Below are 22,053 nucleotides of genomic sequence, written 5' to 3' on the forward strand. Positions count from 1 at the left end.
CCCGAAGAGTCAAGCGGAGTCATGGGGAATTTATTCCCAGAAAGAGCAATCCGAGCTTTTCAAGGAAACCGCTCGGGAGCCTGGGGTTGATAAAAAGGGGGCGGCTTTTGACTCTAGCCTGAAGCCAATTCTGAAGCGACGCGTCTCAAATATTGGGCGGTAAAGTCGGCGATTTGATCGACTTCTTCATCGTCATATTTGCGAAAGCTAAAGCGGCTGAAGCTAGGGTCGATAGCTTGGAGGGTTTTTCGTAGGGGACCGCGAAAATTCCTCATTTGATGGTTCCCCTCATATGCCAATACGTCTGCGCATTGAAGCGGTGGGTGCCTAGTTTTTGAGCCGAAATTGAAAGTCGCCGATTTTCCCGGAAAATGCCGCTGGACTTGCTGGAACGCCTCAGTCGCCGCCGCGCTGTACTGGTTGGCTTCATGGACGAATGCGATGTTATCGTGGCCTTCCGATGCGAGTTTCTCCCACGTGCTGCGAAGGGCCCATTGCAGGCAGATGTAGTACCAGCCGCGTACCATGTCTTCCGGCTTGATGGCTAAGCTATGTTTGTGAGCCAAGACCTCGCTCAGTTTCCGCCTGTCGACGGCGGCGATAATGCCCCGAATGTAGTGGTTTTTGACTACCGGCAGGATGCGCTTGACGTGTCTATCTCGCTCTTCACGGGTCCACCCTTCGTACTCCCCATGCCTGTTATGGCAATCGACCGAGTGGTGAATTTTTATCGGCGCCTTCGCCACGATCCACTCGAGGGTCCAGATCTGCCAGTCTTCTTTTGAAGCCCAAACGGCGGATACGGAAAGAATTTGCGAGTCATGGTCAGTGCCAGATTCGTCTAGGTAGACCTCAATCACGACCACCAAACCTTCCCGAGGGGCAAGAAAGGTGTCGCGGAACTCTAGGACGCGCCTTCCACCATTTCCGTCGACTCATCGGCTCGAAATTTGTTCAGCACGGTACCACCTCCTCAGTGCGTACGCGAATTACGACACGCTGAATTTATTCCTGCTTATGATCCTGGGGCAAAGGCGGCAGCCCGACCATTTGCCGAGTTCGGCCTGAAAGCCTATATGCCGGGATCAAAGGACAAAGCATGGCTCGCATCTACCAAACACGCATCTGGCACGACCAGCTTTCGCCAACGATGGAGGAAATCGAGCTCCTGGCGCTGGAGGCCTATGCCCATCTGCCGGAGGACTTTCGCAAGTTGACCGGCGAGATCGTCATTCAGATCGCCGAATTCCCGACCGACGAGATCATGGACGACCTTTCGCTGGAAACGCCCTTCGACCTGCTCGGCCTGTTCGAGGGGCGCGGCATCGCCGAGCGCTGGAATCCGCAGACCGGCGAGGGGCCGAACCGCATCACCCTCTATCGTCGCGCCATCCTCGACTACTGGGCCGAGAACGAGGAAACGCTGGGCGACATCGTCACCCATGTGCTGATCCACGAGATCGGCCACCATTTCGGCCTGTCGGACGACGATATGGAGAAGATCGAAGAGGCAGCGGAGTGAGCGACCCCGCTCCTCGTCATCCTGGGGCGGAGCAAGGAGCGAAGCGACGCGGCGCAGACCCCAGGATCCATGCCGTGATAGTGATGCAGTGCGCCGGCGGTGCAGAACCGAACGCTCATCATCCCGTTCTGGGTAACGGGGCTATCCCGATCGGTGGTAGATCACACTAGACTAATCCTGATCCGCCGTGCCCTTCGGCAGAGGTAACGGCATGGATCCTAGGGTACTCCGCGACGTCGCTTCGCGACTGCTACGCCCTAGGATGACGAAGGACGAGCGCTTCAGCGAACCTCCCTACCAATCGCTGAGCTTGGTGTCGGGGCCGTATTCCTGGCCCTCGATGTCCTTCACCACGGCCTGGCCGCAGCGCATGGTCTTGGCTTCCTGGTCATAGGCATAGGTCGGCGAGCCGAACAGGTGCCAGCCCTTGTTCAACGCCGCCGTCACCTTGTGGCAGAAGCTGGAATCGTCCGGACCGGACAGAAAACGGTAGAGTTTCATTCTTCAATCCTGTCGTCAGTTGCGTTAGTCATGCGCGAACAGCGGCGGCCTTCGCCAGCAGTTTTTCGGCCTGCGCCAGATGCAGCCGCTCGACCATCTTGCCGTTCAGCGCAACTACCGCCCTACCGGTATTTTGGGCGAGCGCGAAGGCATCCTTGACCGCGCGCGCTTCGGCTATTGCTTCGGGCGACGGTGCAAAGGCGCGGTTCGCGGCTTCGATCTGAGCCGGATGGATCAGCGACTTGCCGTCAAAACCCATGGCGGCCGCTTCCGTGCACTCGCGCGCAAACCCGTCCATATCGCGAAAATCATTGAAGACACCATCGAGCAGGTCGAGGCCGCCGGCGCGCGCGGCGAGCACCATCTGCATCAGCCATGGAACGAGATAGCGCCGATCGGGCGTGGCGAGAATGCCGGTGTCCTTGACCAGGTCGTTCGTTCCGGCAACGAAACAAACCAGTCGAGAGGCCGGGTCGCGGCCGAGCTCAGCGATCGGCCCGATATTGAGCAGCGCCCTGGGCGTCTCGATCATCGCCCATAGCTTGACTTCGTCGGCGATAAAATTGTCGTCGAGCACGTCGCCGGCCTCGAGAATGTCGCGCGGCGTGTCGACCTTGGGCAGCAGGATGGCGTCGGGCGAGCATTTTGCCGCGGCCAGCAGGTCGGCGCCGCCCCACTCGCTCGACAGCGCGTTGATGCGCACGACCATCTCGCAGCGCCGGTTGGAATGGCCGGCGAAAATCGCCACCAGCTTTTCGCGCGCGGAAGGCTTGTCGGCCGGGGCGACGGCGTCCTCGAGATCGATGACGACGGTATCGCAGGCCAGCGATTGGATCTTGGCCAGCGCCTTGTCGTTCGAAGCCGGGACGTAAAGCACCGAGCGGCGCGGGCGGTAGCTTTCGGTGGTCATCTCCGATCTATGCCGTCTGCAGCCGGCCGAGGCAAGCCGTGCATAAAAACTGCACGCAACTTCGGAAAATCTCCTCGTCTCCGCCCCGCTTGCCACCCGACCGGATGCGACAAGGGCGGCATGCAAGAGCAAACGAACTCCCGTTGGTCCCTGCCGTACCGGCTTCGCCGCGAAAGCTGGTGGCTCGTCGATCCGCCCCGGACTTCGGTAAACCTCCTCCCTTTCGTCCGGAAATCCCCGCCCACCGGCCGCATCAAAGCCGCCGAGAAAGCCCGATCATGATAGTATTCCTCCCGGCGGCGCCGAGCTATTGCAACCGCTTCGGCGTTGCCGTCCTGCTCGTCGCGCTGGCCGATTTTTTCTTCTATGGCCAACCGGCGGGCATCACGCTTTTCCTGTTCGGCGTTGCGATTGCCGCGGCGAGCATGGCTCTCCATCCTCTCGGCTCCTTCAACGATGGCAAATTCTGGTTCAAGCCGGTTGCGCTGCTCATGGCGCTGCTGCCGCTTGTGGAAAATGTCAGCGCACTGTCCGTCTCGATCGCGCTGGCGGGGCTGGCCATCTTCGCGCTTTCACTGGCCGGACGGTTGCGGCGCGGCCTTGCCCGTATTGCCGGCCAACTCTCGCTGTTCCTGCTTGCAACGCCATTTCGGCTCGTCCTTGATTTCTTCCGCTGGCGCACGGCGGCACGGCGGCGCGGCGGCTTGGCCGGCGGCGCGTGCGCCTTGCGGCGATCGCCGTCTGGGTCATGCCGCTGGGCCTCGGCGCAGTGTTCCTCGCGCTGTTCGGCGCCGCCAATCCGGTCATTGAATATTGGTTCTCGCTGATCGACCTGATGGCACTGCTCGACCTCGTCCAGCTGCCACGTCTCGCCTTCTGGCTGTTCGTGCTTGCCTGCGTCTGGGCATTTCTGCAGCCGCGCCTGCCGCGCTTTCTCCGCCGCCGCAGGGTGTCGCCAGCCAGCGCACCGGCGACGCCGGCCACCAGGACCACCATCGAGGACATCGTCTTCGGCAAGGCCGCTATCCTCCGCGCGCTCGTCGTCTTCAACATCCTGTTCGCGGTGCAGAGCGCACTCGACGCCACCTATCTGTGGGGCGGCATCGCGCTTCCAGACCGGCTGACCTATGCCGCCTACGCGCATCGCGGCGCCTATCCGCTGATCGTCACGGCGCTGCTGGCCGCCGGCTTCGTGCTGGCGGCGCTGCGGCCGGGAAGTGCGACCTCCGGCGATCCGCTCATCCGCCGGCTGGTTTATGCCTGGGTGGCGCAGAACATCCTCCTGGTGGTCTCGTCGATCCTGCGGCTCGATCTCTATGTCGGTATCTATGCGCTGACCTATTGGCGTGTCGCTGCGTTCGTCTGGATGGGGCTGGTGGCGGCGGGCCTTGTCCTGATCATAGCCCGCATCGCGCGCGAAAAGTCCAACGAATGGCTGTTTGCCGCCAATCTTCTGACGCTATCGGCGACGCTCTATGCCTGCTCGTTCATCAACTTTGCCGCGCTGATCGCCAACTACAATGTCGACCATTGCTTCGAAATGACCGGCCAAGGCACCCAGCTCGACGTCTGGTACCTGCGCTCGCTCGGGCCCGGCGCCTTGCCAGCGCTCGATCGCTTCGTCCAGCACCAGAGCAGGACGGTTTCCGCGGAGGATGCCTCCATCCGCGAACTCGCCGGCTGGTATGCACAGGACGAAGCACGCTTCCGCGCCGGCCAGGAAAACTGGCGGGGCTGGAGCTTTCGTGACTGGCGGCTCAACCGCGCCCTCGACAGGCGTGGCCCGTTCGTGGTTCCTCCGATGTCCGAACCCTTCATGCCGGGCCGCTGATTTGATGCCGAACCACATACTGGTCGCCGACGACGACCCGCACATTCGCGAAATCATCTGCTTCGCGCTGGAAAAGGCCGGCATGAAAACGCTGGCGGTGCCGGACGGCGCGGCTGCCCTGCAGGCGATAGAGCGCCATGCGCCCGATCTCGTCGTGCTCGACATCGGCATGCCGGAAATGGACGGGCTGGAAGTGTGCCGGCGGCTGCGCCACACATCCGACCTGCCGGTGCTGTTCCTGTCCGCGCGGGATGAAGAGATCGACCGCGTGCTCGGGCTGGAGATGGGCGGCGATGATTATGTCACCAAGCCGTTCAGCCCGCGCGAGCTGGTCGCCCGCGTCAACGTCATCCTGCGCCGCTCCCGGCCCACGCCGGAACCAGCCGACGACCGGCAATTCTCGCATGGCAGACTGTTGCTGGTTCCGGCAAGCCATACAGCCAGCTTCGACGGCAAGCCGCTGGCGCTGACGTCGATCGAATTCGCGATTCTGAAAGGCTTTTTGGCGCGGCCGGCGCATGTGCTTGGCCGCGACATGGTGATGGCCAACGCCTATGCGGCCAATATCCATGTCGCAGACCGCACCGTCGACAGCCATATCCGCAATATCCGCGCCAAGCTGGCGGCCGTCGGCTGCGTCGACGCGATCGAGACCGTGCACGGCGTCGGTTTTCGGCTGGGCGGATGCGGCGCGTGAGCGCCCAAGAACTGATTGGCAGCAAATGGCGGCCTCGCCTCGCCACGGTCGTCATCGCCATCCTGATCATGGTGATGGCGCTGCCGCTGGCCGGCCTGTTTTTCTTCCGGCTCTACGAGAACCAGCTGATCAGGCAGACCGAGGCCGAGCTGATCGCCCAAGGCGCCGCCCTTGGCGCGATCTATGCGCAAGAGGTTCGCGAGGCCGGCCTTGCCCCGGAAAAGCTAGGCGCACCCGTGCCTTCACCCAACACCAGCGATCGGGCCTCTCCCTACCAGCCGATCGAACCGGGCCTCGATCTTGCGTCCGACGGGATCCTGCCGACCCGGCCCGCGGCCACCGCGGCCAGCGCCGATCCCGCCTTCGCGGCAATCGGCGCACGCCTGTCGGGCATTCTTGCCGAGACGCAGAAGACCACGCTCGCCGGCTTCCGGCTGCTCGATCCCAGAGGCGTGGTCATCGCCGGCCGTGAGGAGGCCGGCCTGTCGCTCGCGGCTGTCGAAGAGGTTCGCGCAGCGCTTGCCGGCCGCTACGCCAGCGCGCTCAGGCTGCGGGTTCCCGACCAGCCGTCGCCGCCGCTCTATTCGGTCAGCCGCGGCACCAAGGTTCGCGTCTTCGTGGCCATGCCGGTTGCGGTCTCCGGCAAGGTCGCCGGCGTCGTCTATCTGTCGCGGACGCCGAACAACATCGTCAAGCATCTCTATGGCGAGCGCGGCAAGGTGGCGCTGGCGGCAATCGCCATCCTCGGCGGCGCGCTGCTGATCGGGCTGGTCTTCCTGCGCGCCGTCAGCCGTCCGATCTATGCGCTGATGGAACGCACGAAACGCATCGCCGCCGGCGACCGCGCGGCGATCAGGCCGCTCGATCACCACGGCACGCGCGAAATGGGTGAACTCTCTGCTGCTTTCCTCGACATGGCCGAAAAGCTGCACGCACGCTCCGACGGCATCCAGACCTTTGCCACCCACGTCTCGCACGAGCTCAAATCGCCGCTGACGGCGATCCAGGGGGCCGCCGAACTGCTGCGCGATTCGGGCAGCGCGATGGACGAGGCCGAGCGGCGGCGGTTTTCGGACAATATCGTCACCGATGCCGGCCGGCTCAACCTTCTGGTGCGCCGCCTGCTCGACCTGGCGCGCGCCGAAAATCTCGAGCCGAGCGGCGAAAGCACGTCGCTCGGTGCTGCGCTGGCGCTGCTGCCGGCCGAGGACAGGCTGGCGATGCGCCTCGAGGCCGGCAGCGATATCGGCCTGCGCATCTCGGCCGAGAACGCGGCAATCGTGCTGGCCAATCTCATCGACAATTCGGCGCGGCATGGCGCAACGCTCGTTTCCGTTGCGGCGGCGAGCGCGGACGGCAAGGCGACGATCCAGGTGAGCGACGACGGCGCCGGCATTTCGCCCAGCAACCAGGCTCGCATCTTCGAGCCGTTTTTCACCACGCGCCGCGATTCAGGCGGCACCGGTATGGGCCTCGGCATCGTGCTGGCCCTCCTGAAAGCGCATGATGGCACGATCCGGCTGGTTGACTCAGCGAGCGGCACGCGCTTCGAGATCATCCTGCCGGCGGCGTGACTCGGCGGTTCAGATCGGAAGGGCCAAAAGGTGCATTATGACATCGTCATCATCGGCGGAGCCATCGTCGGCTCCTCGGTCGCCTATTATCTGCGCGAGGAAGGGTTTTCGGGCTCGATTGCACTTGTCGAGCGCGACCCGCAATTTTCTCATGCGGCGACCACACTGTCCTGCGCCTCCATCCGCCAGCAGTTTTCGATCCCGGAAAACATCCGTCTGTCGCAGTTCACGCTGAAACTGTTCCGGCGGCTCAGGGAAGAGTTTGGCGCGGATGCCGATATCGGCTTTCGCGAAGGCGGTTATCTCATCCTTGCCGGCGAAAACGGGCTGCCTATCCTGCGGGCCAACCACGAAGCGCAGATGGCCGAGGGCGCCGACATCCTGCTCGAGGATGCGGAGGCGCTCGTCCGCCGCTTTCCGTGGCTGTCGGTCGAGGGCATTTCCGCCGGCGCCTATGGCCGCAGCGGCGAAGGCTGGTTCGACGCGCATGCGATGCTGATGCTGTTCCGCAAGGCACTGCGCACGAAGAACATCGACTTTATCACGGCGTCGGTGACGGGTATCGAGCGGCTAGGCGGCCGCGTCACTGGTGTATTTCTGGACAATGGCGAGCGGCTCGAGGCCGGCACCGTCGTCAACGCCGCCGGGCCGAATGCCGGCAAGGTGGCGGCAATGGCCGGGCTGGCGCTGCCGGTGGAGCCGCGCAAGCGCAACGTCTTCGTCTTCGAGGCGCGCGAGAAATATGACGACATGCCGCTGCTGGTCGACCCGAGCGGCATCTATGTCCGGCCGGAGGGCTCGGTCTACATCACCGGCGGCGCCGAGCCGGAAGAGGGCGAAGGACCGGCCGACCCCGCCGACTTCGACCCCGACTGGCCGCTGTTCGAAGAGGTGATCTGGCCGGTGCTGGCGACCCGCATTCCAGCCTTCGAGGCGATTAAGCCGACGCGCGCCTGGGTCGGCCATTACGACTACAACACGCTCGACCAGAATGCGGTGATCGGCCCGCATCCCGAGGTCGGTAATTTCCTCTTCGCCAACGGGTTTTCCGGTCACGGCTTGCAGCAGGCTCCAGCGGTCGGCAAGGCGCTGGCCGAACTGATCGTGCATGGCGGCTATCGCACGGTGGATTGCTCGGCGTTCGGGTATAGCCGGATCGCCGATGGGCGGCCGTTTCGGGAATTGAATGTAATTTAACGCTAGCCCGAAGGGATGCTACCGTTGCTTGGTGGATTAAGCCGCCACTAAGCCGTCCGTACCAAGATACGCCTGAAGCCAGCCCAGCACCTGGGCCCAGCCTTCGGCATGCTTCGTCGCGGCAGCAGCGAGGCCGGCGAAGCCGCCATGGCAGATGGTGACGCGTGTGCCGCCGGCGATCGGCTCCAGCAGCCAGGCGACTTTGGTTTCGCGGCGGCCAAGCGTCGGATGGTCCCAGCCGTATCTCCGCGTCTGCACGATCCCGCGCGGCTCTTCGATCTCCAGGAATTCGCCGCTGGCGGGCAGGTGTCTGCCGGCCGCCGTCTCGACGGTGACGCTCCAGCGGCCGCCGACGTGGAGGTCGGCCGTCCATCCGGTCATCCGGTAGGTCGCGGCGGACCCCCACCAGCGCTCGACCTCACGTGTAACGAGCGCGTCAAAGATCCGCTCGGGCGGCGCGCAAACATCGGCGCTCGCCATAACGGTCTTGCCATTCGTCATGCTGTGCACCGCGGAACTGTACATCGCCTGTCTCCAGAAACGTTTCGCTATCGAAACAACCTCAAGCCTTCGACGCGGGGCGGGACAGGCCTTTGCCGGTTTCGAGCAGGCTCTTCAGGCTGGACAGGATGAGCGGCCAGCCGTTCGCCACATGGCCAAGCAGCTTGTGCGGTCCATCGGCCTCGTGTGTGATGGCGAGCTTCACCATCTCGCCCTCCTGCTCGATGGCGAAGGTGCAGCGTGTGTAGCCGTCCGCCTTGACTTCGGGCATGAACTCGTTGCGCCATTTGAGCACGATGCGCTTGGGTGGATCGATCTCGAGGACCTCGCCGCTGTCGGTGACGCGGCCGTCGGTGTAAACCATCTTCCACGCCGAACCTTGTTTCCAGTCGCTTAGCATCTGGGCGCCGAGGAAATATTGCCGCTGGAACTCCGGCTCGGTCAGCGCTTGCCAGAGTTTTTCGGGCGAGGTGCGGATGTAGGTGACATAAACGAAAATGTTGCTCATCAGTCTTCCCTTTCGAGGCGTTTCTTCAAATCGCTGAGGGCGCCCAGTCGCCCCCGCTCGAATTTGCCGATCCAGCGTTCGGCGATCTCGTTGATGGGAACCGGATTCAGATAATGTTGCTTCTCGCGTCCCTTGCGGATGGTGGTGACGAGGTTTGCTTCTTCCAGGATCGCCAGATGCTTGGTCACCGCCTGGCGCGTCATGTCCATCTCACCGCACAGCGCGTTCAGCGTCTGCCCGTTCCTTGCATGAAGGCTGTCCAGTAATCGCCGACGTGTCGGGTCGGCCAAGGCGCGAAAGACGGCATCCATGCTCATGACTCTAATATGCAACCATCTGGTTGCATGTCAAGAGGCAGAACCTTGGCCGAGGCTGCGCAGGTTGAGGTCGCTGAAAGTGGATTTCAGCGCTTGCGGCCGAACCAGAATGCGTTGGGCATGCGCTCCATGCCGATACGCTCATAGAAGCCGACGGCGTCGGGCATGGAGATCAGGCTGATGGCGACGGACGGTCCGAGTTGCCGGCGTGCCTCATCCATCAGACCCTTGCCGATACCCAGCCCTTGCGCCGATGCAGAAACAGCGAGCTCGGAGATATAGCAGACCCAGGAAAAGTCGGTGATGCCGCGAGCGACACCGACCAGCGGCTTGCCTTCTGTATCGAGACGCGCGGTGAGCACCAAATTGGCCGCTGACAACATCGCCTTCAATCGAGTGTTGTCATCGACGGGCCGTGTCTCGCCGAGGCCGGATTCCACCAGCACGCGGCGGAACTCGGCGATGCCGAGGCCCGGTTCGCTGGCGTAAAGGATCGTGGATCGCGTTGTCATGTCGATAAAAGTGCACCATGGGCCGGTGGTTTTGAAGCGTTTTGTGTTTCGATCGACGACGGAAGTCCAGAAACACCCGCCTTTTATTTGCCCGCGGCTTTGTGTAAACCGGGCGCCAGCAATTCCCCGCAACGAGAAGAAGACGGGCAAGAACCATGGAAAAATTCACCAAGCTCACCGGCGTCGCCGCGCCGATGCCGATCGTCAATGTCGACACCGACATGATCATCCCCAAGGATTATCTCAAGACGATCAAGCGCACCGGGCTCGGCACCGGCTTGTTCGCCGAAATGCGCTACAAGGACGACGGTTCGGAAAACCCGGACTTCGTGCTCAACAAGCCGGCCTACCGTAAGGCGCAGATCCTGGTCGCCGGCGACAATTTCGGCTGCGGTTCGAGCCGGGAACATGCGCCGTGGGCGCTGCTCGATTTCGGCATCCGCTGCGTCATCTCGACCTCGTTCGCCGACATTTTCTACAACAACTGCTTCAAGAACGGCATCCTGCCGATCACCGTCAGCCCGGAAGACCTGGAGAAGCTGATGGACGATGCCTCGCGCGGTTCCAACGCGACGCTGTCGATCGATCTCGAGGCCAAGGAAATCCGCGGGCCGGACGGCGGCGTGGTCAAGTTCGACCTCGACGAGTTCAAGCGCCACTGCCTGCTCAACGGGCTCGACGATATCGGTCTGACCATGGAGAAGGCCGGCGCCATCGCTTCGTTCGAGAAGAAGAATGCTGCTGAGCGACCCTGGGCCTGAGCGGTACGATGACCTGGTCGCGACAGACCGGGTTCGTGGCGGCTGAACGGAGGGGACAGTCATGATACGTTCGCTTCTGGCCGGGGCCTGCGCGCTGGCGTGGATTCTGATGCCGGTGGCAGGCGCGCATGCACAGACCGACATAGTGCTCGTGCCGGCTGACGATGCGTCCGGCGGGGCCGCCGACCAGGGCGCGTTGAGCAATGCGGCCCTAGCCGACAATGACAAACAGGCGCCGATCCCGTTCGAGGGCGGCCAGCTGACCATCACCCAGGAGGAAGAGTACGGGGAACGGATGCTCGCCTTCGACGGCAAGGAACTGGCGCGCAATTACGACGTCTTCTTCGACAAGGTCGTCGAGGTCGGCGGTGTCAAGGTGGCGCTGGTCGATGTCGGCGACGGCGGCAATCAATGCGGCCCGGCCAAGGTGATCGTGTGGAAGCCGGAAGGCGGCACGATCCAGACGACCACGGTCGAGCAGGATGAATGCGGCGCACCGCCGGCCGCGATCTCCGACAGCGCCATCTATTTCGTACCCTATCTTTTGCCGGGCGATTCCAAGCCGGCGCTGCAATGGTCGCCGACGGACGGGCTGACGACGTCCGGTATTCTGACCTACATGCCGGAGCCGGGCACCGACTGGAAAGACGTCGATCCGTCGAAATACGACAACATCATTGATGCCTTTCACAACGAGGCCGTCTACAGGCTAGCCGAGACGCTGCTCGGCAAGGACATGCCCGACATGGCGACCAGCCTGCTGGTCGGCGGCGGTACTGAGGCGACCGCTTCGGGCGCCTTTTTTGCCAGCGGCTGCGTGCCGCATGATTGCGGCGGCAATGACGGTTTCATGGCCGTCGACCCGGTCAACCATAAGCTCTATTTCGCCCGCCGCGGCGACAAGCCCGAGCCGGACGCGTGGCCGGCGGTGAGTACATGGCCGGCCGACGTCAAGGAAGCGCTGGACAAGGCGCTGGGGTCGGCGAATTAAGGTTTCGACAAGGGGTCGCACTGCGCATTCGTCATCCTCGGGCTTGACCCGAGGATCCATGCCGCGACCGTTGTCGGAAGGCGCGGCTGAGCAGAAATTCTGCACCGTGGCAAAGCCATGATGTCTCGGCATGGATCCTATGGTCTACGCTGCGTCGCTACGCTCCTTGCTCCGCCATAGGATGACGACGGATAGATGCTCCGGCCAATCTCCAAGGTTAGCGTCTTGCCGCCTCGTGACAACAATTTGCCTAGCTTGGCTCATGGCCCGCCCGGCCCCCTCTGCTAGACGACGCTCAGCAACCCAACGAGGCCGCCCATGCGAAAACTGATCTCCACCGGTTCGCCCTTCGAGAAGACCGCCGGCTATTCGCGTGCCGTGGTGCAGGGCGACTGGTGTTTCGTGTCCGGAACGACCGGCTACGATTATGCCACTATGACGATGCCGGAGACGGTCGAGGCACAGACGCGTAATTGCCTTTCTACCATCGCCAAGGCACTGCAAGACGGCGGCTTCGAGATGGCCGATGTGGTGCGGGCACATTACTATATCACCGATGCGGCTTTCGTGGATGTGGTGTTCCCGATCCTCGGCGAGGCCTTTGGCGAGATCAGGCCGGCGGCAACGATGATCGTGTGCCAGCTCAACAAGCCGGAGATGAAGATCGAGATCGAGGTGACGGCGCTGCGGCGCACAGCCTGATGCCTGTCACGGTTGCGACAACGACACGGTTAGCACGAGGATCGGCCCATGGTGAAGGTCAGGCGCATCGTTGCAAACATAGACACGCAGGATATCGCGGCGGCAAAACCCTTCTATCAGGATGTGCTCGGCCTCGATCTCAAGATGGATATGGGCTGGATCGCTACCTACGGCTCGCAAGAGACGATGCAGGTCAGTTTCATGGCCGAAGGGGGATCAGGAACGCCGGTGCCGGACATCTCTATCGAAGTCGACGACGTCGATGCCGCGCTTGAAAGCATGAGGACGGCCGGCTTTGCCATCGAATACGGTCCGGCGGACGAACCCTGGGGCGTGCGGCGCTTCTTCGTACGCGACCCGTTCGGCAGGCTGGTCAATATCCTTTCGCATCTGTAGGCGTTTTGGCTTGAGCATCGGATTCTGCCAAACCGGTTTCCACTTTTGGGTCCGATGCTATGAACCGCAGGCTTGCGCGCCGGCTGCTTGGCGTTTAGCAAGGCCGCGTTCATGCGCTAAACAATCGGGACGGTTCTCATGGCTTCGAAAAATCTTCTCCTGCTTGCCGGCGACGGCATCGGCCCCGAGGCGATGGCCGAGGTGAAGAAGCTGATCGCCGCCATGGACGACAGGCTCGGCAGCGATTTCGTCACCGATGAGGGCCTTGTCGGCGGCTGCGCCTATGACGCGCATGGCGCGGCGATCTCCGACGCCGACATGGCCAAGGCGATGGCCGCGGACGCGGTGCTGTTCGGCGCCGTCGGCGGACCGAAATGGGATGCGGTGCCTTACGAGGTCCGCCCGGAGGCGGGTCTGCTGCGGCTGCGCAAGGACATGGAGCTGTTTGCCAATCTCAGGCCGGCAATCTGCTATCCGGCGCTGGCGGCGTCCTCCTCGCTCAAGCAGGAGGTGGTCGAAGGGCTCGATATCCTCATCGTGCGCGAGCTCACCGGCGGCGTCTATTTCGGCGAGCCGAAGCAGATCATCGATCTCGGCAACGGCCAGAAGCGCGGCATCGACACCCAAGTCTACGATACGTTCGAGATCGAGCGCATTTCGGGCGTTGCCTTCGAGTTGGCACGCACGCGCAAGAACCACGTCACCTCGATGGAAAAGCGCAATGTGATGAAATCTGGCGTGCTGTGGAACGAGGTCGTCACCCAGACGCACAAGGCGCGCTATGCCGACGTCAAGCTCGATCACATGTTGGCCGATGCCGGCGGCATGCAGTTGGTGCGCTGGCCGAAGCAGTTCGACGTCATCGTCACCGACAATCTGTTCGGCGACATGCTGTCCGACATCGCCGCCATGCTGACCGGCTCGATCGGCATGCTGCCGTCCGCCTCGCTCGGCGCGCCGGATGCGAAGACAAAAAAGCGCAAGGCGCTCTACGAGCCGGTGCACGGCTCGGCACCCGACATCGCCGGCAAGGGCATCGCCAATCCGATCGCCATGATCGCCTCCTTCGCCATGTGCATGCGCTATTCCTTCGGCATGGTTGAAGAGGCCGACCGGCTGGAAGGCGCGATCGCCGCCGTTCTCGACCAGGGCTTGCGCACCAGGGATATTCATTCGCCGGGGATGACCGAGGTCGGCACCGCTGAGATGGGCGACGCGATCATCGCCAAGTTCCTGGGCTGATCCCGTGTCGGTCGACGTCCGCTGGGCGACGACCGGGGATGCCGCCGCACTCGCCGCCATGCTTTGCGAAATGGCGGTGCATTACCGGCAGCCGCCACTCGACGCCAGCCAAGCTTTGTCGGCGGCGCAGAAATGGCTTGGCGACGAAAGTCCGGCCTATCCGCATTTTGCGCTCGCCTTCGTCGATGGTGAAGTTTGCGGGCTGGCCTCGGTTGCGATCGCGCATCCCGGCATCGATCTCGAGCGGCTGCTGTTCCTCAAGGACCTATTCGTACGCGATGATGCCCGCAATGGCGGTGTCGGTCGAGCGCTGATGGCATTCCTTGCCGGCCATTGCCTGCGCGAAGGCATCGGCCGCATCGACCTGACCACCGAGGACTGGAACGAGCGTGCGCTGCGCTTCTACGTCGGGCTCGGCGCGGAGCGCCAGGGCCGGAAGGTCTTCCTCAGGCTTTCGAGCGAGGCGCTGAAGGCGATCGCCAAACCCTGACGCCCGCCGGCACCGGACCCCAAAGGTTTTCACCGACCTTGGATGGGATAAGCCCAAGCGCCAACAGACCCAGCGTGTTGAAGCCGGGAACGAAGTACAGCAAAACGAACCAGCCGCTCAGGCCGATGTCGTGCAGGCGTCGTACCATAAGGGCAAACCACGGCAGGACAGTCAGTAGCAGGAACACGAAGGCTGGCGCATAACCCAAAGCTCCAAATTCCAGGTCGCCTCTGACAGCTGTGATCGCTGCATTGATGAGGACGCCGAACGCAAGAAGCGCGAAGAACACGATCAGCGTGAGCAGAAAAAAGCCCCAAAATTCCTTGCGGCGGGCGCGGCCGGTGAAGCTGACAGGTCTCACTTTGAATGCGCGCCAGAAATAAGCCCATAATCCGGTGGATTGGGCAGGTTCAACGCCGTTGGGAATGAGGCTGCGGGATTCGGCAGCCCTTGGCCTTCCTGCAATGACGGCGCGCGCAGTCCCATGGTCCGGCTGGAACTCGACGGGTGCGCCTCTGACCAACGCCACGCCGGGACTCAGATCCTCATGCCCGACGATGTAACGCTTGCCGTCGGCTCCATTGATGTATCCGAAACCCTGATCCTGGTCATAATGATAAATCGCGCCGCGCACTGCTTGCCCCCAAATACTGTGCCGTACGGATACTATCCAAGGTTGTTTTCAATTGCAATATGCACGCATCACATGTGCGAATGGAGCGGCTGCTAGGCACGGCGCCAGCTAAACCCTGACGCCTGCCGGCACCGGACCCCACTGGTTTTCACGCGGCTGGGTCGGGATCAGCGCGAAGATCAGGATGATCACGGTGCCGAAGGTCGGGATCAGGAAAAGCAGGAAGAGCCAGCCGGTCAGGCCGATGTCGTGCAGGCGACGCACGTTCAGCCCGAACCACGGCAGGGCTGTCGCCAGCAGAAAGAGGCCGAAAAGGCCGACCGTCACTGCCGGCAATTCACTGTTGTCGAGATTGCCCATGGCGTCGTCGATGAAGACGCCGATGCCTATGACCACAATCAGCGCGATCGTCCAGAACAGGCAATACCCCCAATATTCCTTGCGGCGGGCACGGCCGGCGAAGTTGAAGTAATTCTCGGTCAGACCCAGCCAGAAATAGTTCCACAGGCCGGCGGATTCGGCCGGACTTTGTTCAGCGGAACGGCCGAAATGTTGCGGCTGACGTGCCGCTGGCGCATTGCCGGCCTGAGATGGCACGGCGGTTGCAGTGGAGGCGTCGGCAGGCGCACTGCGAGGTTGGACGCGGATCGAAAAAACATCGCGTGCCCGTCCGCCAGCCGGCTGGAATTCGACGGTCGTACCTCCGGCAACCGATGCTTCGCGGCGCAAATCTTCGCGCGCCAAAGTGTAGCGGTTGCCGTCGGCTCCGGTGATGAAACCAAAACCCTGGTCTTCGTCGTAATGAAGAACTTCGCCGCGCATGTCCTGCCCACCCCCATTTCCCCGCCCCAGACTGTGCAAAGTTCCGGCAGACCGCAAGGGGCGTGCGGAAATGGAGAGTGCTGGCTATTTACCCCGGCCGTTTCTTCGATTTCTTGTGTTTCGCAGGTCCGCCTTCGAACTTCGCCTTGGCCGGTTTCCCGGCCCAGGGCTTCGCCTCGAATGCCGGGCGCTGGTCGGCCGGTGCGCGCTTCTCGAATTTGGGCGCGTGCTGATCGAAGGTGCGCTTGCCGCGATGCGGCTTCTTGTCGGGCCGCGGTTCCTGATAGCCGGCTCGCGACAAATCCGGCGTAGCGTCCAGCCGCTTGACCGCAATGTTGCCCTGCAGCTTGCGGTCGGGACCGATCGCAGCGAGGAAGCGCTCGGCCCAGTCCGCCGCGATCTGCACGAAGGTTTCCTCCGGCTGCATCTTGATCGCGCCTATCTCGCGCTTGGAAATGCCGCCTGCCCGGCACAGCATCGGGATCAGCCAGCGCGGCTCGGCGTTCTGCCGGCGTCCGACCGACAGCGAGAACCAGACGCTGTCGCCGAAATCGTCGCGGCGGCTCGGTGCCTCGTCGCGGCGGGCGGCTCTGTCGCCAGCGGGTCTGTCGCCCGACGGCATGAACGGAGCGACGTCCAAGAGATCCTCGGGCGCCGAGCGGCTGGAGCGGCAGAGACGCACGAAGGCTGCCGCCACCAGTTCGGCGCCACGTTGGTCGAGAAGCGCGTTGACGAAGCCGCGCTCATCGTCCGTCACCGGCTCGCTGAAGACCGGGTCGGCGAGGATGCGTTCGTCGTCGCGGCGCAAGACGTCGTCGGCCGAAGGCGGGCTCGCCCACGTCGCCGCAAGGCCGGCGCTTTGCAGCAGGCGTTCGGTGCGCCTGCGGGCATTGTTGGGCACGATCAGCGCGCTGACGCCCTTGCGTCCTGCCCGTCCCGTCCGCCCGCTTCGGTGCAGGAGCGTCTCCGGGTTGGTCGGCAAGTCGGCGTGGATGACCAGTTCGAGGTTGGGCAGGTCGATGCCGCGTGCCGCGACGTCGGTGGCGATGCAGACTTTTGCGCGGCCGTCGCGCATCGCCTGCAGCGCGTGGCTGCGCTCGTTCTGGCTAAGCTCGCCGGACAGCGCCACGACGGAAAAGTTGCGGTTGTTGAAGCGTGCCGTCAGATGGTTGACGGCGGCGCGCGTGTTGCAGAACACCAGCGCGTTCTTGGCCTCGTAATAGCGCAGCACGTTGATGATGGCGTTTTCGCGGTCCGCCTGGGCGACGCTCAGCGCCCGGTATTCGATGTCGAGATGCTGCTTTTCCTCGCCGGAGGCCGAGATGCGCACAGCATCGCGCTGGTAGCCCTTGGCCAGCGTGGCGATGGAGCGCGGCACGGTCGCGGAAAACATCAGCGTGCGGCGGTCGGCGGGCGCGGCATCGAGGATGAATTCCAGATCCTCGCGAAAGCCGAGATCGAGCATCTCGTCGGCCTCGTCGAGCACCACTGCCTTGAGCGCCGACATGTCGAGCGAATTGCGGGTGATGTGATCGCGCAGGCGGCCGGGCGTGCCCACGACGATATGGGCGCCGCGCTCCAGTGCGCGCCGTTCGGTGCGCATGTCCATGCCGCCGACGCAGGACGCCACCGTGGCGCCGGTCAGTTCGTAGAGCCATTCCAGCTCGCGCGTTACCTGCAGGGCCAACTCCCGCGTCGGCGCCACGGCCAGCGCCAGGGGTGCCGCCGCGTGGGAAAAGCGCTCCGCGCCATCGAGAAGGGTCGGCGCCAAAGCCAGACCGAAGGCGACGGTCTTGCCGGAGCCGGTCTGGGCCGAAACCAGCGCATCGGCCTGGCCAAGCTCGAGAACGGCGTTCTGCACCGGCGTCAGCTCGACATAGCCGCGTTTTTCCAGCGCCTTTGCCAGCGCGGGAACAATAGCTTCGAAGTTGGACATCTTGCTCTTTCGAAATTCGGATTCTGAATACCCGGCGACGGGTCAAATGTCGGCAAGCGCCCACAGACGGGCGCCACGAGCCAGACGATGCTCGTTCGTACTTGGTGCCGCCGTCATTGTACAGGGCGGGCGGGTCGGCCTGCTTGCGATTGACTCTAGACGTAAACCGCGTAAAAGCCGGCACCGAACGGGATAGTTTTCGATGCGCGGCCCTTTGATGGCGCTTTCTGCCTTCGACATCCCCGGCCCCAATGCGAACCATTGGGCCGGGCGCGTTGCTGCGTCTCCTCGTTCCAGCAAAATCACGTTCTTGCTCAAAAAAACCGGCAAAACGACCACCAAAACGGTCTGATTCCCTTGGCCTAACCACCCTCTCCCGGGTCCGGCCCGGGGGTTGAAACCCGCATCGGCCGGCGGGTTTTCTCCAGAAACCGAGCGGAGAGGGACAGGAGATTTCGATGAGTTTCAAGGTTGCGATCGTCGGCGCCACGGGCAATGTGGGCCGGGAAATGCTCAACATACTGGAGGAACGCGGCTTTCCGGTAAGCGAGGTGGTGGCGCTGGCCTCGCGGCGCAGCCAAGGCACGGAAGTGTCGTTCGGCGACCGCACGCTGAAGGTCAGGGCGCTCGACCAATATGATTTTTCAGACACCGACATCTGCATCATGTCGGCTGGCGGCAACGTCTCCAAGGAATGGTCGCCGAAGATCGGCAAGCAGGGCTGCGTCGTCATCGACAATTCGTCGGCCTTCCGTTACGACCAGGACGTGCCGCTGATCGTTCCGGAAGTGAACCCGGATGCGATCTCGCTGTTCACGCGCAAGAACATCATCGCCAACCCGAACTGCTCGACGGCGCAGCTGGTCGTGGCGCTGAAGCCGCTGCATGACGCTGCCACCATCAAGCGCGTCGTCGTCGCCACCTACCAGTCGGTCTCCGGCGCCGGCAAGGAAGGCATGGACGAATTGTTCACGCAGACGCGCGCGGTGTTCGTCGCCGACACCGTCGACGTCAAGAAGTTCACCAAGCGTATTGCCTTCAACGTCATCCCGCATATCGACGTCTTCCTCGACGACGGCTTCACCAAGGAAGAGTGGAAGATGGTGGCCGAGACCAAGAAGATGCTCGACCCCAAGATCAAGCTGACGGCGACCTGCGTGCGGGTGCCGGTGTTCATCGGTCATTCGGAAGCGGTCAACATCGAGTTCGAAAAGCCGATCACCGCCGATGAGGCGCGCGAGATCCTGCGCGAGGCGCCGGGCTGCCAGGTCATCGACAAGCGCGAGGACGGCGGCTACATCACGCCACTGGAATCGGCCGGCGAGGACGCCACCTTCATCTCGCGCATCCGCGAGGATTCGACCATCGACAACGGCCTTTCGATGTGGATCGTCTCCGACAATCTGCGCAAGGGCGCAGCACTCAATGCGGTTCAGATCGCCGAGCTGCTGGTCGAGCGCGGGCTGATACAGCCAAAGAAGAAGGCGGCGTAGTTTCGCTCACGGCCGTATCGCCGCTATCGCGGCTGGCCCTCCGCGGGGGCGCCGGAAGGCCGGCGGCCCGCAGTCGCGGGCTCGGCCTTCGGCCGTTAGCGCCCTTCTCCCCGCTCACGGGAGAAGGTTCCGGCAGGAGGATGAGGGGCAGCGCAGGCGTCTCAAATGGCCAGCAAGGTGCCGGCGTCACAGCCGGTTCTCCTCCGCTAGGTCCAACAGCAACTCCAGCGCCTCCTCCGCCCGGTCGGCGGGCACGAACAGGTGATCGTGGTAGAAGGCCGAGACCGGATTGACGCCGATGCCGGCCGCGGCCAGTCGTGCGGTGATGGCGGCGAGGAAGCCGACCGCGTCCAGCGACGAATGGATGTTCAGCGTCAGCATCCGGCAGCGGAACACGGTTTTCAGTCCAGCGGCCTTGGCATGGTCTTCATGCACGATCAGCGTCATGCCCTCGCGCTCGCGAAATAGCATCACCGGGTGGAGCCTGTCGGGAACGGGCGCATCGGGTGGCAACGTGGTGAACACATGAACCCCGGCAAGCAATTCCGGCGTCATTGCCGCCAGCAACTGTTTCAGGTCGGTCTCTCCGGCCATCGATTTGCTTTCGTTGTGCGACTAGGCGGCTGCTGCGTCGAGCGCTCGAAGACACTTCTATGGATTTTCGATAACGCCCTCCACCTCACCCCGCAAGGTGGACTTGGCCAGGTTCGTTGCTGACTGAACGTACACACCCAAGGTTCGCCGCTGGAGTGAAAAGAACTGGAGGCATGTCGGATCGCCGTAATGGGCCGCGTCCTTGGTTCGAGCTGGCGGAGGAGCCAGTGCTCACAACGACCGGAGGGAACATCAATGACCATGTCTCAGGCAGCACCCGTCTCATCGCGTGCCTTGTGGGCCGGCCGCGTGCTCAGCGCCGTCGTCGTGCTGTTCATGATCTTCGACGGCGTGATCAAGCTACCGCCGCTCGAAACCGTCACCCAGACCATGGTGCAGCTCGGCTGGCCGGCCGATGCCAATGTCTCGCGCATTCTCGGCATCATTGGACTGGTCTCGACAGCGCTTTACGCGCTGCCGCGCACCTCGGTGCTCGGCGCCATCCTGCTCACCGCTTATCTCGGCGGCGCCGTCGCCACGCATGTGCGGATCGGCAGCCCTTTGTTCTCGCACATACTGTTCGGCGTCTATCTCGGCGCCATCCTCTGGGGTGGCCTGTATCTGCGCGATCCAAGGGTGCGCGGGTTGTTCCCATTCAGCCAATAGCGGCGACTTCGAAAGCCGTTCGATGGTGGCCACGCCGCCAGAGCGCCGGGCGGCAGCCGATCTTCTTCTTTGGATCAAATCGCCTGGTTGCGAGTTAGGAGGTTCAGCGGCGAGGACGGCACCCTGTTGGAGAGGAACGACAATGAAAAAGGTGATGATCTTGATGGCCTTGCTGGTACCGCTCGGTGCCTGCTCCCGCACTGAGCAAGGCGCGGCAGTTGGTGGCCTGGGCGGTGCGGCGGTCGGCGCTGCGGTGGCCGGCAACCCAACCAAGGGCGCGGTGATCGGTGGTGCGGCCGGCGCTTTGGCCGGTGCGCTGATCGGCCGTGCCAGCGAAAGCGGCCAGTGCCGTTATCGCGATCGTAACGGTCGTGTGTACGTTGCGAGTTGCCCAGAGGGCTATTGATCGGGCCGCACCATGCGGACGAACAGCAAAACGGCGGGCAAGGCCCGCCGTTTCGTGGTTGTGGAGATGATTTATTCGGCGCTGGCGGCTTCCGCCTCGGCCGGCGCGGCTGCAGCGGCGGCAACGGCCGCGGCGGCATCTTCCTGCGCCTTCTTCAGCAAGGCTGCGCGCTCCTGCGCCTTCTTGCCGGGCTCGGCCTTCTTCGGGTTGGAGCGGGCTTCGCGCTTGGCGATGCCGGCTTCATCGAGGAAGCGCAGCACGCGGTCGGTCGGCTGGGCGCCATGCGACAGCCAATGCTTGACGCGCTCGGCGTCGACCTTGACGCGTTCGCCGTCCTTGGGCAGCAGCGGGTTCCACGAGCCTAGCGACTCGATGAAACGACCGTCACGCGGCGAACGCGCGTCGGCGACGACGACATGGTAATAGGGACGCTTCTTCGAGCCCGCACGGGCCAATCGGATTTTCAGTGGCATTTCTCTTCTCCTAAAAGCTCTGATTTGGTTGATCGGTTGGTGGCTGGTCCTCAGCCGGTTTTCGTCACGCCGTTGGATGCGGCGATCTGCTCGTGATGGCGGATCACTTCGCGGACGACGAAGTTCAGAAATTTCTCCGCGAAATCCGGGTCGAGATGGGCGTCCTTGGCCAGTTGGCGAAGACGGGCGATCTGCTCCTGCTCACGCGCCGGGTCGGCAGGCGGCAGGCCATGTTCCGCCTTCAGCACACCGACTGCCTTGGTGCAGCGGAAGCGCTCGGCCAGCATGTGGATCAGCGCCGCGTCGATGTTGTCGATCGAGGCGCGATAATTGGCCAGCGCCGCACGTGCGTCCGCCATGTCCTTCTCTTCGTTCAT

At 63.2% G+C, this 22,053-nt stretch carries 29 protein-coding genes; 16 read left to right on the forward strand and 13 right to left on the reverse strand.

All coding sequences use genetic code 11. The features are described from left to right. Positions 1–113: 113 nt before the first annotated feature. Entirely contained in the window at positions 114–866 is a 753-nt protein-coding gene (locus NKJ13_RS22360; RefSeq protein ID WP_352507376.1) for a DUF3800 domain-containing protein, read from the reverse strand. Between the two features lie 233 nt (positions 867–1,099). Between NKJ13_RS22360 and NKJ13_RS22365 the strand changes: the two genes are divergently transcribed. Beyond that, positions 1,100–1,522, forward strand: coding sequence for a metallopeptidase family protein (locus NKJ13_RS22365; protein WP_023680515.1), 423 nt, complete (start codon positions 1,100–1,102; stop codon positions 1,520–1,522). A 294-nt stretch (positions 1,523–1,816) separates the two neighbouring features. On the opposite strand, the gene NKJ13_RS22370 is transcribed toward NKJ13_RS22365, so the two are convergent. Beyond that, positions 1,817–2,023 (reverse strand): DUF1737 domain-containing protein, encoded by a 207-nt coding sequence (locus NKJ13_RS22370; protein WP_352470863.1) that lies wholly within the window; start codon positions 2,021–2,023, stop codon positions 1,817–1,819. A gap of 28 nt (positions 2,024–2,051) precedes the next feature. Beyond that, positions 2,052–2,933, reverse strand: coding sequence for an HpcH/HpaI aldolase/citrate lyase family protein (locus tag NKJ13_RS22375; protein ID WP_352507375.1), 882 nt, complete (start codon positions 2,931–2,933; stop codon positions 2,052–2,054). Between the two features lie 278 nt (positions 2,934–3,211). Between NKJ13_RS22375 and NKJ13_RS22380 the strand changes: the two genes are divergently transcribed. The 5 genes from NKJ13_RS22380 to NKJ13_RS22400 are packed head-to-tail and all read left to right on the forward strand — an operon-like array spanning position 3,212 to position 8,232. Continuing rightward, positions 3,212–3,760 carry a hypothetical protein gene (locus NKJ13_RS22380; protein ID WP_352778351.1) on the forward strand — a complete coding sequence of 183 codons (549 nt, stop codon included), beginning with the start codon at positions 3,212–3,214 and terminating at the stop codon, positions 3,758–3,760. Then, positions 3,652–4,764, forward strand: coding sequence for a DUF4153 domain-containing protein (locus NKJ13_RS22385; protein ID WP_352778354.1), 1,113 nt, complete (start codon positions 3,652–3,654; stop codon positions 4,762–4,764). The genes NKJ13_RS22380 and NKJ13_RS22385 overlap by 109 nt, the downstream gene beginning before the upstream one ends. Positions 4,765–4,768: 4 nt before the next feature. Next, positions 4,769–5,461, forward strand: coding sequence for a response regulator transcription factor (locus tag NKJ13_RS22390; RefSeq protein WP_352507373.1), 693 nt, complete (start codon positions 4,769–4,771; stop codon positions 5,459–5,461). Then, positions 5,449–7,035, forward strand: coding sequence for an ATP-binding protein (locus NKJ13_RS22395; protein WP_352751425.1), 1,587 nt, complete (start codon positions 5,449–5,451; stop codon positions 7,033–7,035). Before NKJ13_RS22390 ends, NKJ13_RS22395 begins: the two co-directional genes overlap by 13 nt. Positions 7,036–7,065: 30 nt before the next feature. Continuing rightward, complete coding sequence (locus NKJ13_RS22400) at positions 7,066–8,232, forward strand: NAD(P)/FAD-dependent oxidoreductase (RefSeq protein WP_352738395.1); 1,167 nt, start codon at positions 7,066–7,068, stop codon at positions 8,230–8,232. Positions 8,233–8,268: 36 nt separating this feature from the next. On the opposite strand, the gene NKJ13_RS22405 is transcribed toward NKJ13_RS22400, so the two are convergent. From NKJ13_RS22405 to NKJ13_RS22420, 4 genes are all read right to left on the reverse strand, one after another. After that, positions 8,269–8,757 carry an SRPBCC family protein gene (locus NKJ13_RS22405; protein ID WP_352738393.1) on the reverse strand — a complete coding sequence of 163 codons (489 nt, stop codon included), beginning with the start codon at positions 8,755–8,757 and terminating at the stop codon, positions 8,269–8,271. Between the two features lie 37 nt (positions 8,758–8,794). After that, entirely contained in the window at positions 8,795–9,241 is a 447-nt protein-coding gene (locus tag NKJ13_RS22410) for an SRPBCC family protein (protein WP_352479710.1), read from the reverse strand. After that, entirely contained in the window at positions 9,241–9,552 is a 312-nt protein-coding gene (locus tag NKJ13_RS22415; protein WP_031213186.1) for an ArsR/SmtB family transcription factor, read from the reverse strand. Before NKJ13_RS22415 ends, NKJ13_RS22410 begins: the two co-directional genes overlap by 1 nt. Before the next feature lie 92 nt (positions 9,553–9,644). Next, a complete protein-coding gene (locus NKJ13_RS22420) occupies positions 9,645–10,070 on the reverse strand; it encodes a GNAT family N-acetyltransferase (RefSeq protein WP_352479709.1) in 426 nt (141 codons plus the stop codon). Between the two features lie 155 nt (positions 10,071–10,225). Between NKJ13_RS22420 and leuD the strand changes: the two genes are divergently transcribed. The 6 genes from leuD to NKJ13_RS22450 all read left to right on the forward strand — a co-directional run bounded on the left by leuD (position 10,226) and on the right by NKJ13_RS22450 (position 14,652). Continuing rightward, the gene (leuD, locus tag NKJ13_RS22425) at positions 10,226–10,831 is read left to right on the forward strand and encodes a 3-isopropylmalate dehydratase small subunit (RefSeq protein WP_352738391.1); all 606 of its coding nucleotides are present in this window, start codon (positions 10,226–10,228) and stop codon (positions 10,829–10,831) included. A gap of 61 nt (positions 10,832–10,892) precedes the next feature. Beyond that, positions 10,893–11,822, forward strand: a complete 930-nt coding sequence (locus tag NKJ13_RS22430; protein WP_352738388.1) for an Ivy family c-type lysozyme inhibitor — start codon at positions 10,893–10,895, stop codon at positions 11,820–11,822. Positions 11,823–12,140: 318 nt separating this feature from the next. After that, positions 12,141–12,524 carry a RidA family protein gene (locus NKJ13_RS22435; RefSeq protein WP_352738387.1) on the forward strand — a complete coding sequence of 128 codons (384 nt, stop codon included), beginning with the start codon at positions 12,141–12,143 and terminating at the stop codon, positions 12,522–12,524. 51 nt (positions 12,525–12,575) lie between these two features. Further along, complete coding sequence (locus NKJ13_RS22440; RefSeq protein ID WP_352738405.1) at positions 12,576–12,920, forward strand: VOC family protein; 345 nt, start codon at positions 12,576–12,578, stop codon at positions 12,918–12,920. 138 nt (positions 12,921–13,058) lie between these two features. Then, positions 13,059–14,162: a 3-isopropylmalate dehydrogenase gene (gene leuB, locus NKJ13_RS22445; protein ID WP_352738385.1), complete on the forward strand. Its 1,104-nt coding sequence runs from the start codon at positions 13,059–13,061 to the stop codon at positions 14,160–14,162. 4 nt (positions 14,163–14,166) lie between these two features. Continuing rightward, positions 14,167–14,652 (forward strand): GNAT family N-acetyltransferase, encoded by a 486-nt coding sequence (locus tag NKJ13_RS22450; protein ID WP_352738383.1) that lies wholly within the window; start codon positions 14,167–14,169, stop codon positions 14,650–14,652. Here the strand turns inward: NKJ13_RS22450 and NKJ13_RS22455 are convergent. The 3 genes from NKJ13_RS22455 to NKJ13_RS22465 form a co-directional block, all read right to left on the reverse strand. Next, positions 14,609–15,286 (reverse strand): DUF805 domain-containing protein, encoded by a 678-nt coding sequence (locus NKJ13_RS22455; protein WP_352738381.1) that lies wholly within the window; start codon positions 15,284–15,286, stop codon positions 14,609–14,611. The two genes, NKJ13_RS22450 and NKJ13_RS22455, sit on opposite strands and share 44 nt — an antisense overlap. 108 nt (positions 15,287–15,394) lie before the next feature. Then, on the reverse strand, positions 15,395–16,108 hold the full coding sequence (locus NKJ13_RS22460) for a DUF805 domain-containing protein (RefSeq protein WP_352507361.1): 714 nt from the start codon (positions 16,106–16,108) through the stop codon (positions 15,395–15,397). Positions 16,109–16,196: 88 nt separating this feature from the next. Beyond that, the gene (locus NKJ13_RS22465) at positions 16,197–18,044 is read right to left on the reverse strand and encodes a DEAD/DEAH box helicase (protein WP_352778356.1); all 1,848 of its coding nucleotides are present in this window, start codon (positions 18,042–18,044) and stop codon (positions 16,197–16,199) included. A gap of 202 nt (positions 18,045–18,246) precedes the next feature. Between NKJ13_RS22465 and NKJ13_RS22470 the strand changes: the two genes are divergently transcribed. Continuing rightward, a complete protein-coding gene (locus NKJ13_RS22470; protein ID WP_352778358.1) occupies positions 18,247–18,396 on the forward strand; it encodes a hypothetical protein in 150 nt (49 codons plus the stop codon). A gap of 106 nt (positions 18,397–18,502) precedes the next feature. Then, positions 18,503–19,537, forward strand: coding sequence for an aspartate-semialdehyde dehydrogenase (locus tag NKJ13_RS22475; protein ID WP_352479700.1), 1,035 nt, complete (start codon positions 18,503–18,505; stop codon positions 19,535–19,537). A gap of 186 nt (positions 19,538–19,723) precedes the next feature. On the opposite strand, the gene NKJ13_RS22480 is transcribed toward NKJ13_RS22475, so the two are convergent. Then, a complete protein-coding gene (locus NKJ13_RS22480; protein WP_352479699.1) occupies positions 19,724–20,131 on the reverse strand; it encodes an ACT domain-containing protein in 408 nt (135 codons plus the stop codon). A 255-nt stretch (positions 20,132–20,386) separates the two neighbouring features. On the opposite strand from NKJ13_RS22480, the gene NKJ13_RS22485 reads away from it, so the two are divergent. Both NKJ13_RS22485 and NKJ13_RS22490 read left to right on the forward strand, forming a co-directional pair. Then, entirely contained in the window at positions 20,387–20,797 is a 411-nt protein-coding gene (locus NKJ13_RS22485) for a DoxX family protein (protein WP_352778360.1), read from the forward strand. A gap of 142 nt (positions 20,798–20,939) precedes the next feature. Next, complete coding sequence (locus NKJ13_RS22490; RefSeq protein ID WP_023680734.1) at positions 20,940–21,203, forward strand: YMGG-like glycine zipper-containing protein; 264 nt, start codon at positions 20,940–20,942, stop codon at positions 21,201–21,203. A 71-nt stretch (positions 21,204–21,274) separates the two neighbouring features. Here NKJ13_RS22490 and rpsP read toward each other — a convergent pair whose 3' ends face one another. Both rpsP and NKJ13_RS22500 read right to left on the reverse strand, forming a co-directional pair. After that, positions 21,275–21,676, reverse strand: a complete 402-nt coding sequence (gene rpsP / locus NKJ13_RS22495; protein ID WP_254817891.1) for a 30S ribosomal protein S16 — start codon at positions 21,674–21,676, stop codon at positions 21,275–21,277. A gap of 50 nt (positions 21,677–21,726) precedes the next feature. Beyond that, positions 21,727–22,053: a chorismate mutase gene (locus NKJ13_RS22500; RefSeq protein ID WP_254817890.1), complete on the reverse strand. Its 327-nt coding sequence runs from the start codon at positions 22,051–22,053 to the stop codon at positions 21,727–21,729.

Origin of the sequence: Mesorhizobium sp. M0174, from assembly GCF_040322275.1 — a bacterium.
Classification (GTDB): Bacteria; Pseudomonadota; Alphaproteobacteria; order Rhizobiales; family Rhizobiaceae; genus Mesorhizobium.

Excerpts from the sequence above, each read along its gene's own strand:
- NKJ13_RS22365 (WP_023680515.1), top strand. The coding sequence starts at position 1,100 with ATGGCTCGCATCTACCAAACACGCATCTGGCACGACCAGCTTTCGCCA.
- NKJ13_RS22370 (WP_352470863.1), bottom strand. The coding sequence starts at position 2,023 with ATGAAACTCTACCGTTTTCTGTCCGGTCCGGACGATTCCAGCTTCTGC.
- NKJ13_RS22375 (WP_352507375.1), bottom strand. The coding sequence starts at position 2,933 with ATGACCACCGAAAGCTACCGCCCGCGCCGCTCGGTGCTTTACGTCCCG.
- NKJ13_RS22380 (WP_352778351.1), top strand. The coding sequence starts at position 3,212 with ATGATAGTATTCCTCCCGGCGGCGCCGAGCTATTGCAACCGCTTCGGC.
- NKJ13_RS22390 (WP_352507373.1), top strand. The coding sequence starts at position 4,769 with ATGCCGAACCACATACTGGTCGCCGACGACGACCCGCACATTCGCGAA.
- NKJ13_RS22395 (WP_352751425.1), top strand. The coding sequence starts at position 5,449 with ATGCGGCGCGTGAGCGCCCAAGAACTGATTGGCAGCAAATGGCGGCCT.
- NKJ13_RS22405 (WP_352738393.1), bottom strand. The coding sequence starts at position 8,757 with ATGTACAGTTCCGCGGTGCACAGCATGACGAATGGCAAGACCGTTATG.
- NKJ13_RS22410 (WP_352479710.1), bottom strand. The coding sequence starts at position 9,241 with ATGAGCAACATTTTCGTTTATGTCACCTACATCCGCACCTCGCCCGAA.
- NKJ13_RS22415 (WP_031213186.1), bottom strand. The coding sequence starts at position 9,552 with ATGGATGCCGTCTTTCGCGCCTTGGCCGACCCGACACGTCGGCGATTA.
- NKJ13_RS22420 (WP_352479709.1), bottom strand. The coding sequence starts at position 10,070 with ATGACAACGCGATCCACGATCCTTTACGCCAGCGAACCGGGCCTCGGC.
- leuD (WP_352738391.1), top strand. The coding sequence starts at position 10,226 with ATGGAAAAATTCACCAAGCTCACCGGCGTCGCCGCGCCGATGCCGATC.
- NKJ13_RS22430 (WP_352738388.1), top strand. The coding sequence starts at position 10,893 with ATGATACGTTCGCTTCTGGCCGGGGCCTGCGCGCTGGCGTGGATTCTG.
- NKJ13_RS22435 (WP_352738387.1), top strand. The coding sequence starts at position 12,141 with ATGCGAAAACTGATCTCCACCGGTTCGCCCTTCGAGAAGACCGCCGGC.
- leuB (WP_352738385.1), top strand. The coding sequence starts at position 13,059 with ATGGCTTCGAAAAATCTTCTCCTGCTTGCCGGCGACGGCATCGGCCCC.
- NKJ13_RS22460 (WP_352507361.1), bottom strand. The coding sequence starts at position 16,108 with ATGCGCGGCGAAGTTCTTCATTACGACGAAGACCAGGGTTTTGGTTTC.
- NKJ13_RS22465 (WP_352778356.1), bottom strand. The coding sequence starts at position 18,044 with ATGTCCAACTTCGAAGCTATTGTTCCCGCGCTGGCAAAGGCGCTGGAA.
- NKJ13_RS22470 (WP_352778358.1), top strand. The coding sequence starts at position 18,247 with ATGCGCGGCCCTTTGATGGCGCTTTCTGCCTTCGACATCCCCGGCCCC.
- NKJ13_RS22475 (WP_352479700.1), top strand. The coding sequence starts at position 18,503 with ATGAGTTTCAAGGTTGCGATCGTCGGCGCCACGGGCAATGTGGGCCGG.
- NKJ13_RS22480 (WP_352479699.1), bottom strand. The coding sequence starts at position 20,131 with ATGGCCGGAGAGACCGACCTGAAACAGTTGCTGGCGGCAATGACGCCG.
- NKJ13_RS22485 (WP_352778360.1), top strand. The coding sequence starts at position 20,387 with ATGACCATGTCTCAGGCAGCACCCGTCTCATCGCGTGCCTTGTGGGCC.
- NKJ13_RS22490 (WP_023680734.1), top strand. The coding sequence starts at position 20,940 with ATGAAAAAGGTGATGATCTTGATGGCCTTGCTGGTACCGCTCGGTGCC.
- rpsP (WP_254817891.1), bottom strand. The coding sequence starts at position 21,676 with ATGCCACTGAAAATCCGATTGGCCCGTGCGGGCTCGAAGAAGCGTCCC.
- NKJ13_RS22500 (WP_254817890.1), bottom strand. The coding sequence starts at position 22,053 with ATGAACGAAGAGAAGGACATGGCGGACGCACGTGCGGCGCTGGCCAAT.